General features: G+C 56.4%; 9 protein-coding genes. 2 read left to right on the forward strand and 7 right to left on the reverse strand.

Annotated elements, in window-relative coordinates; translation table 11 throughout:
• The 3 genes from R6U41_RS14105 to R6U41_RS14115 all read right to left on the reverse strand — a co-directional run.
• A partial coding sequence (locus R6U41_RS14105; protein WP_410270482.1) for a 4-hydroxyphenylacetate 3-hydroxylase C-terminal domain-containing protein occupies window positions 1–555 on the reverse strand: 555 nt, incomplete at its 3' end.
• 142 nt (window positions 556–697) lie between these two features.
• Window positions 698–826: a hypothetical protein gene (locus R6U41_RS14110; RefSeq protein ID WP_410270483.1), complete on the reverse strand. Its 129-nt coding sequence runs from the start codon at window positions 824–826 to the stop codon at window positions 698–700.
• Between the two features lie 303 nt (window positions 827–1129).
• Window positions 1130–1633 carry an alcohol dehydrogenase catalytic domain-containing protein gene (locus R6U41_RS14115; protein WP_410270484.1) on the reverse strand — a complete coding sequence of 168 codons (504 nt, stop codon included), beginning with the start codon at window positions 1631–1633 and terminating at the stop codon, window positions 1130–1132.
• Window positions 1634–1772: 139 nt separating this feature from the next.
• Between R6U41_RS14115 and R6U41_RS14120 the strand changes: the two genes are divergently transcribed.
• The gene (locus tag R6U41_RS14120; protein ID WP_410270485.1) at window positions 1773–2477 is read left to right on the forward strand and encodes an HAD family hydrolase; all 705 of its coding nucleotides are present in this window, start codon (window positions 1773–1775) and stop codon (window positions 2475–2477) included.
• A 22-nt stretch (window positions 2478–2499) separates the two neighbouring features.
• On the opposite strand, the gene R6U41_RS14125 is transcribed toward R6U41_RS14120, so the two are convergent.
• The 3 genes from R6U41_RS14125 to R6U41_RS14135 all read right to left on the reverse strand — a co-directional run bounded on the left by R6U41_RS14125 (window position 2500) and on the right by R6U41_RS14135 (window position 7443).
• A complete protein-coding gene (locus R6U41_RS14125) occupies window positions 2500–4170 on the reverse strand; it encodes an AAA family ATPase (protein ID WP_410270486.1) in 1671 nt (556 codons plus the stop codon).
• A 135-nt stretch (window positions 4171–4305) separates the two neighbouring features.
• The gene (locus tag R6U41_RS14130; protein ID WP_410270487.1) at window positions 4306–6498 is read right to left on the reverse strand and encodes a mechanosensitive ion channel family protein; all 2193 of its coding nucleotides are present in this window, start codon (window positions 6496–6498) and stop codon (window positions 4306–4308) included.
• Between the two features lie 78 nt (window positions 6499–6576).
• Entirely contained in the window at window positions 6577–7443 is an 867-nt protein-coding gene (locus R6U41_RS14135; protein WP_410270488.1) for a LysR substrate-binding domain-containing protein, read from the reverse strand.
• A gap of 207 nt (window positions 7444–7650) precedes the next feature.
• Here R6U41_RS14135 and R6U41_RS14140 point away from each other — a divergent pair, with 207 nt between their 5' ends.
• Window positions 7651–8580, forward strand: coding sequence for a DMT family transporter (locus tag R6U41_RS14140; RefSeq protein ID WP_410270489.1), 930 nt, complete (start codon window positions 7651–7653; stop codon window positions 8578–8580).
• Between the two features lie 6 nt (window positions 8581–8586).
• Here the strand turns inward: R6U41_RS14140 and R6U41_RS14145 are convergent.
• On the reverse strand, window positions 8587–9266 hold a 680-nt coding region (locus R6U41_RS14145), incomplete at its 5' end, for a sensor histidine kinase (RefSeq protein ID WP_410270490.1).

Here is a 9266-nt window from a genome sequence, read left to right on the forward strand (position 1 = left end):
CGGCTTTAATTCCGGATTGGTGATATCGCTTTCATACGGAAACGTGGACGGAAACCCCCCTGCGATGTTGCACAGCATTTCCTGTTCGTGAAACACGGCTTCCCCGGTCAGACAGCGGCCCACATTGGCATAGATGGAATCGGGAATGCAGCTTCCCGGACCGTAGGGGGTCCGGCCCATGCCCGGGATATAGACCTCGGGTTTGCCAAAATCAGAGGCGGTGTAGCCGGCTGCATAGCCCAGCTCGGTGACCTTGATGATCTCGGCAAACATTTCCCGCACATGGGAGGTTTTCTCAATGCCGTTGTATTCGGCCGCGGTTGCAGCCAAGCCCAGCAAAACATCGCCCAGGGCGGGCTTGCAGCCCGAGTAGCTGTGGCGGTGAAACAGGGCAAACAGCAGGGCGCAGATGCCGCCGTGATCGTTTTCCCCGCACAGAAACACCCGGTCCCGGGGAATGAAGGTGTCTTCAAACAGCAGGTAGGAGTCGGTGTATCCGCCGTCAAAGCCTCTTTGGTAAGCCTCCCGCGGCCTGGAATTGTGCGGGTGAATCACAAGGCACTCATTTGAACTTCATCGTCGCGGTCGATTTTGCCGCCGTTGAAATACAGGTTGCGCCGCATCTTTTTAAGGGCGTCGATATACTCCTGCTTGCTTCTCATTTTCATTTTCCTCGCTTATATGGATTGTTGCCATGTTACTTGCCTCCTTGCTCCATTTCAGCGCGCGCCTCTTCCTGGACTTTGCGCCAAAGGGTTTTGCCGGTGGCCCCTTTTGGCAGGGAGTCCACAAACAGAATTTGCCGGGGATATTTATAAGCGGCCATCTGTTTTTTTGACCAGTCGATGATGTCTTTTTCCGAGATGGAGTCATGGTTTCGGTCAGGCCGTAGCCTTCCACGTAGGAAAGGCCCGTGAGTTCGTTTAAGCGCCTGCCGATGGCTTCCGGCAAGGGCGCCCCGCCCACGGTATCCACGGCGTTTGCAAACCCGGGTTTTAGAAGCGGCTTTTTTGACGTCTCCAAAACTTCCCCGCCAGCCACCTCGGATGCGCCGAGCTGCCTGAGAGTCTCTGCATGATCGGCCTTGCCGCTGACAGCCACCACTTCAAATCCGATTTTTGACAGAATCTCAACTGCCACGCTGCCCACCGAGCCGCTGGCGCCCGTGACCACCGCCCTTCCCTGCCCGGCTGCAGCGCCCATTTTCAGCAGCTTTTCCACGCAAAGCCCCGCTGTCAGGCCCGCGGTACCGTATACCATTGCTTTGCGGGCATCCCAGCCCGGCGGCATGGGCACGCACCAATCCGCAACCCGGATGTATTGTCCGAAACCGCGGGGTATTCATTCCCAGATCATAGCCGGTCACGATCACCTGCTGGCCCGGGGCAGGCCCCTGCCGGGATTCGACCACTTCTCCGGCGGCATCAATTCCGGGGGTATGCGGAAAGCTGCGGGTAACACCCTTATTGCCGGAGGCGGAAAGGGCATCCTTATAATTCAGCGATGAATGCGTGACCCGGATCAGCACATCGTTTTCAGGCAGATCGGAAATGCTGCAGATCTCTTCTGCACCCTCATACCCGCCGTTTTTCTCATGAACCCGCCACGCCGTATAAAGATCCTGACTTGTCATATATCTTCTCCTGCACTGGCTGTTTCAGCCGCATAAGCGGCCGGTCTATTGTAAAGGTGGTTATAATTTATTTGAAATTCTATAAATTGATATTAACATGAAATAACAAATGACAAACCCAAAAGCCCAAGGAGGCAATATGAAAGCCATCAGGGGACTGTTTTTTGATGTCGGGGGAACGGTGTTTGACTGGAAAAACACCGCACGGGAAAATATCGAAAAACTGGCAAAGCAGAACGGTGAAGCAATCGACAGCGAGGCCTTTGCCGTTGACTGGCGCAATGAAATGTTTAAGGTCCATACCCAGGTCAGACAGGGCAACCTGCCCTGGATGAATTCCGATGACATGCATTTGCGGGCCCTGGAAAAGATGAAAGCCCGATATCCGCTGCTGACGCGCATTGATCCGGTCTCCCTGATAAAATCCACCTGGCATCGTCTCAAGGCCTTTGAGGGCGCCCCCGAGGCCATCGCCCGCCTGCGTACCGGGTATACAGTGGTGGTGCTCACGATTTTGAGCTGGGAAAGCATTGTCAACAGCGCCAAAGCCGCCGGCGTCCAGTGGGACGGCATTCTATCCTGCGAGTTTCTGGGCTATTACAAACCCTCCTTGCAGGCCTACATCAAGGCCGCAGGCCTGCTGGGCCTCAAGCCGGAAGAATCCATGATGGTGGCCGCCCATGAAGGAGATCTGGCCGCCGCCCGGAGCGCGGGCCTGCATACCGCCTATGTGAAGGTGCCGGAAAAAGACAACATGACCGAGGGGTTTGGGGAGCCGGAGCAGGTCGATTTTGATATCAAGGCACCGGATTTTGAAACCCTGTGCAAAAAACTGCAGGTGTAATCACAGATATGGATGTATTGACCTATTGGGACGAGCGGTTAAACACAATTTCCACACGTCTGTTTCGCGCTCTTCCCTGCGGGGTTTCATTGGATGCTACCGGATTTTGCGATCCAAGGCCTCTTGAATCAATTCTCCCGGCATCCACGCCGTTTCCGATCAGGTAGCTTTTGACCATGTTTGCCCGGATTCGGGAAAGATGCAGGTTGTATTGGGGATCTCCAGCAGAATCGGAGTATCCGGTCACATCGGCGTTCAGCCCGGGATTTTCAAGCAGCAGCCGTTTGGCCCGGTCCAGGGTTTCAACCGAATCCGGGGCCAGGCCGTAGGCCCCGTTTGGAAAATTCACGGCGAATTTTTGATCCGCATACCGGCCTGGATCAAGCCTGGCCACCGCTTCGGGCTCCGGCTTGTCCGGCCCGGCCGGATCATCAGCCGGATCATCAGCAATATCAATGGTCGGCTCGGGTTTGATTTCGACTTGTGCTCTCTGATCTGGTTGCCTGATGTCACGCGGGACGGTTTCCTCCGGTGATTTGCCCTCAGTCCGGCCAGTTACCGTTTTTTCAACCGTTCCGGCACCCGGGTTGGCCGAAACCGGCTGTGCCGTGTTTTCAGGCATTGTCAAGGTGCCGCTGCTCTCCGCATCCCCGGGCGCCGGCCGTCCGGTATCCGCTGTTTCGGTAGTGGAGACAAACCATCCGGCCGATTCGGGAATCCATTGATATGTCGCATAACCCCCGATCAGCAATAAAACCAGTAATGCCGGAATCGCCAGTCTTGTTTTTTTGTGTCGGGGCGCCGGCGGCGCCGGGACTGATTCCGGTTTCTTGTTGGGGCCTGCAGGCCCCAACGACGTAAAGCTTCGGCCCGCGGACAGCTCAAAGGAGCGTACCTCCAGGTCGCGGGCGCATTCGGCAACAATGTCTTCGGAGATCTGTTTTTTATCCCCGGCATAAGCGCTGAGCAGCGCGTGATCGCATATAATATTGATCAGGCGCGGAAAGCCGTCTGAAAATGCATAGATGCGCTCCACAGCCTTTTTTGAAAAAAGATCTTTTTGAGCGCCGGCCACCTTTTGACGGTGCCGGATATATTCGCCGACCTCCTTTCTGTTTAAAGGCTCCAGATGATAACTGAGGGTGATTCGCTGCCGCAGGGCCCGGCTCCTGTGATCAAGGAGCATGTCGTTGAACTCGCCCTGGCCTACGAAAAAAACATTGAAGAGTTTGGCGTTGGGTTTTTCAAGGTTTGACAGTGCGCGAATCTCTTCAAGCAGTTCATAGGTGAGCCGCTGGGCCTCGTCGATTATCAGCAATACGTTTCTGCCCATATAATGCTGACGGTTGAGAAACTTCTCAAAACTGATAAGAAACGGGCCCCTGGAGGCAAATGACTCATTCATGCCCAGCCTGTCGGCCAGAATATTGATAAAATCCATCAAATCAAGCCTGGGGTCGGGTATCCGGGCCACCAGGACATTGGAGTCGTCAAGATTCTGCAGAAGTGCGTTTAAGAGCGTTGTCTTGCCGGTGCCCACATCCCCGGTCAGAAGCAAAAATCCCCGGTTTTCCAGAACCCCGTACCTGAGAAACGAAAGCGCCTCTGTATGCTGCTCGCCCAGCCATAAAAACGCCGGATCGGCATTAATCTGAAAGGGTTTGACATTAAATCCAAAATGCGAATAATACATAACCGCCCTCTTTTCAGGTTTAAAGCCCGATCAGCACCGGCCCCTGGCCGATGCCGGCAGACCCGTGTGCAGCGGCACAAATACTACCCTGTATCAAACATAAAACCAACTGCATCTTTGTCCAACAAAATCCGGTTACTTTTTCGGATCATCCGGATCATCGGCTTCAACCTCCTCGACCACATCCTCGGAAGCCTGCTTTTCAGAGGCAACCTCTATTTGCGGTTCGGCTTCAGGCTCTGGCTCTGATTCCGTGCCGGGTGCGGATGACGAAGATCCGCTCTTATCCACGGCCAGCCGCATGGGCGGGGCTGTGCCGTCTTTTTCGGCTCCGAACCAGACTGTCCTGTGGGGAAACGGAATTTCAATGCCCCTTTCATCAAAAATATGCTTCATCCGCTCCAGAAAGGCACGCTTTACGGCAAATTGCTGCATGGGGCGGGTTCTTAGGCGCACCCGGATTTCAACGGCCGAGTCCCCCAGGTTGTTCATCCCAAAAACCTCCAGTTCCCCGGTTATATGCTGACACCAGGTTTCATCGTCTTTGAGCTCGGCTGCCGTGTCCTGCAGGGCCTGCACCACGTCCCCGTACCGCTCCCTGTAGGCCACGCCGGCATCTATTAACGCATAGGCGTAATCCCGGTTGTAATTGGTTACGGTGGTCACCTCGCTGAAAGGAATCAGGTGCACGGTTCCGCCCAGATCGCGCAAGGTCACGGTGCGGACCGTAAGACGCTCAACCGTGCCGCTGTGCCCGCCGGCCTCCACCCAGTCGCCGACTGCCATCGCATCTTCTATCAAAATAAAAGCGCCTGTGATCATGTCGCGCACCAGGGTCTGGGCACCGAAGCCCACGGCCAGACCGATGACCCCGGCCCCTGCCAGAAGCGGCCCGATATTGATCCCGATCCGGGAGAGTACCAGCATTGCGGTGATTACAATTAAGATTATGAGAACCACGTTTTTCAGCAGGGGCAGAAGCGTGAATTTTCGCCGGTTTGTCACGGCATCCCCGGCCTCCCTGGAAAGGGAGCGCTCTATGCGAAGATAAACAAACTCCCAGAGGACCACAGCACCTGCAATTATCAGCAAAAGCACGCCCAGTTCCGCGGCCAACGCACCGCCCATGGGTGAGAAAAGAAAGCCGAGGGTGCCAAGGCCCCATGCCTCAAGGACCGCAAAGGCGGCTATCAGGTAAATTACTCCGGAAAGCGCCCCAAGAACAAATGGCTGGTAACGATTTGCCCTTTGCTCAAGCCCGGGATAGTCCTGTTTCAGGCTGTCGCTGATGTAAAACAGTCTGGCTATGCCTTGCCGGAGCAATCGCACAAACATCCCTGCCAGAAATATCACCACAAGGGTTTTTAGCAAGCCGGCCAGTAAAAAACGGTTTCCGCCCGAGATTTCAAGAGCCCAGGTTATATAAAATCCCGCAACCAAAAGTATAGCAATGATGTGCCAGCCATCTGCCAGGCGGCGCAGAAAAGCCCGTCCTGCAAAGGGCCCGGCCATCCTGGTTTTCTTTTGCCCTGGCGCGGCCCGCGGCCGGCCGATCCAGGCGGCGACTTCCTGTTTGTTCTGCAGGATAACCGACACCAGCAGAACCATTATGGCAAAGCCCAGAAACTTGATCAAAAAAGAATGCAGGGCCCCGGGCATCCCGGTGAGCAGGGCGGCCTCCAGGATGAAATACCCGTAGACCCCCAGAATGGTTATACGCCTTATCCAGATGTAGCAATAGCGCCCGGTTTCCCGGTCTGCGAATAAAAATGCCCGGCCGGAGACTTCAGGAAGGCAGATCAGGCGGGCAACAACAAGCACAAAATGCGAGACCGCCACTGCGGCGACCAGGCTGACGGCCACCATACGGGTTTCAGGCCCGGGATCCATGAAGGGCACAACCGCGTACGCCGCAATGACAAATCCGGCAATCGGCAGCATGTCCATCAGTGTGCGGCCCAGGGCCAGCAATATCCTGAGCCAGTCCCTGTCACCCTCCCGGTCCCCGAGGGCAAGGCGGGCACGCCTCAAAAGCCGCCTCAGCAACCATGCCACAACAAAACCGGCAAAAAGCGCCAGCACCACCTTCAGGCCGGCCGCAGCCCAGGCAAAAAGATTTTCAGGATCCTGCGCCATGGCAAGCAGATCCTTTGCCAGGCCGGGAATCTCAGCAAGTCCCCGGGCAGCGCCGGACAACTGCTCTGCGGCCTCTGCCATCTGCTCTGAGACAAATTCTGTCAGGCGGCCCCCAATATCTGCCGGATCGGAGGCCTGTTGGGAAGCCTGAGCTTCAGAGCCCTGCTGTGCCGGCACGGCTGCTGCAAACAAAAAAAAGAATCCGGCAAAAACCAGGATCGCAACAATATACTTACAAGGTGACAAACGCAGCAAAACAACCTCCCTTTATCAGCAATTTTTCAGACTCCGGCTGATATAATCGGCAAATACCGATACAGCTTCATTGGCCGGGTTCGGTGATACATGCAGGCAGATATCCACCTGCGGCAGATCCGGCAGTCCCTGATCAGGTTTGATGATCTGCATGCTCGCAGAAACGGTGTTTTCCGTTACCACTGTCACGGCCATGGCTGAAGCCACCACGGCCCGGATGCCGGCAAGCCCCCGGCTCGTGCATACCAGGCTCCATCTGCGGCCGCAGCTTTTCAGGGCCTCCAGGGCCGATTGCCGGAATACGCACACGCCGTCCGGAAACAGCGCCAGGGGTAGGGGATCTTCATAATGCAGCCCGCATCCGGCCGCCTGAGCCCAGACCATCTGCTCCCTGCGAATCACCACCCCACCGGGTGACTGGGGCTGGCGGGTTGTTACTGCCAAATCCACCTCCCCTTCATCCAAAAGCTGCAGCAGATCCACGCTCAGCTCGCAGCAGACCTCCAGGCTGATGCCGGGATACAGCGAGGCAAACCCGGACAGGGCCGAAGGAAGCAGGTAGGCCGCGTAATCATCCGGAATGCCCAGCCGCACCCGGCCCTTGACCCGGGGGTCACCGATTTCGGCCATAACCTGATCATTTAGCTTCAGCATCTGCCGGGCATATCCCAGCATGACCCGGCCGCTGTCGGTCAGCCCGGCCCCTGCTCTGTTGCGGGTGATCAGAGTTCTTCCCAGGTTCTGCTCCAGCCGCCGGACTTGCATGCTAACAGCCGACTGGGTGCGGTTTAGCCGCGCGGCCGCCCTGGTGAAGCTTTTGAGTTCCGCCACGGTGACAAAGGCGCGCAGCAGATTGATATCCAGATCCGGATTATAAACCATCGATTTTGTTATCCTGTTTTTGACTGAACAAATTGATAATTTACGCCAATATCGGGCCGCGATGCAAGCCAAAACCAACGCCGGGTGCATGCCGGGGTTATCAATTTCCGTGATGGCCATATCACAACTATTCGTTGGCCATGGCGATTTGGCTGCATTACATATCAGGGCGGGAAAACCTTGCATCAAATAAGGAGACAGCAGCATATGAAAATACTTCACAGCAGGGCGGTGCCGGCCAATGACATCAACATGTTTATTGTCATTCACTTCTGGGGCCTGACCTTTCTGTTTACCAAGCTGGGGCTCAAAAGCCTGGACCCGCTTTCCTTTGCCAATCTCCGGATGGCCAGTGCAGCCCTTGTGCTCATGATCATGGCTGCATTTACCGCGGGCCATCACAGGCAGGTCCGGATGGATTTCCGGGAGCACCTGCTGGCCGTGGGACTGGGTCTTTTGGGAATGGCCTGCTTTCCGTTCTGCTTTAGCCTGGCCATGAAATATACTTCTGCGGCCAATGCAGGGCTGATCTTCGGCACCACCCCGGTGGCCGTTGCCCTTATCAGCCGGGTGCTGGGCATGGAACGGCTCAACAAAATGCAATGGTCCGGGCTTCTGCTTTCCTTCGCCGGCATTGCAGTGATCCTGCTTCCCCGGGGGACGGATTTTTCATTCGCCTCCCTGAAAGGAGACCTGCTCATGACCGCGGCCATGCTCAACTGGGCCCTGTATACGGTTGCCAACCGCTTTGTCCCGTCAACACGTTCTGCTCTGAAATTTACCGCTTACGGTGCCATATGGGGAGTGGCCGGCCTGAGTCTGCTGAGTTTTAACACCCTGGCGGGCCTGCCCGTGGCGGAAATCAAGCCCGAGTCCTGGCTGGGCGGTTTGTGCGCCGGCGTTCTGGGAACGGCTCTTTCCTATGTGATCTGGAACAATACCGTCCGGAACATGGGGCCGGCCAAAACAGCGGTGTATTTGAACCTGGTGCCACTGATTGCGGCGGTGAGCGGATTTTTTCTGTTAAACGAGACCCTGGGCCTGCAGCACCTGGCGGCCGTGTGCCTGATTGTTCCCGGGGTGCTGATGACCCGCGGCAGCCGCACCCCATTGCCGGAAACCGGGAAAAAGCGGTAAGGGCTGTTATAAATCCGGCGGATCCTCTTCGGAACGGGCCAGGGGCAGGTGCACGTGAAAAACGCTGCCGCAGCCGGGTTCGGAGTCCACAGTCAAAAATCCCTTATGCACTTTGACGATGCCGTGGACAATGGACAGGCCCAGCCCCGTGCCCGTGCCTTCATCCCGGGTGGTAAAATACGGCTCAAAAATTTTGCCCAGGTCCTGCTTATCAATTCCCGGACCGGTATCACTTACTGAAATCCTTGCATAATCCCCGGCCGCAGCATCAGGATGGGAAAGCCTGGTCTCAGGGTCCAGGCAAAACCGGGTCACCTTAACTTCCACCCCCCCGTCCCGGCCCTGCATGGCATGGCCGGCGTTGGCCGCCAGGTTTGCAATCACCTGATGGAGCTGGACGGGATCCGCGTTGACGGTCAACTGCTCATGGCAAATATTTTCCCGCAGCGCAACGGTGGAGGGAAAACCGACGCGCAGCGTTTCCAGTGCTTCCCGAACCAGGCCGGACACGGCCACGGGCCGGAAGGCCTGTTTTTCATTTCGGGTGATGGCCAGAATCTGCCTGACCAGATCCCTGGCACGATTTCCGGCAGCCAGCACCTGGCAGAGATTCTGATGCAGCTGACTGCCTTCGGCCGCTTCATCCAGGGCCAATTCAGTGTATCCGGTCACAGAGAAAAGAATAT

Source organism: Desulfosalsimonas sp. (assembly GCF_046483245.1).
In the GTDB taxonomy this organism is placed as follows: Bacteria; Desulfobacterota; Desulfobacteria; order Desulfobacterales; family Desulfosalsimonadaceae; genus Desulfosalsimonas.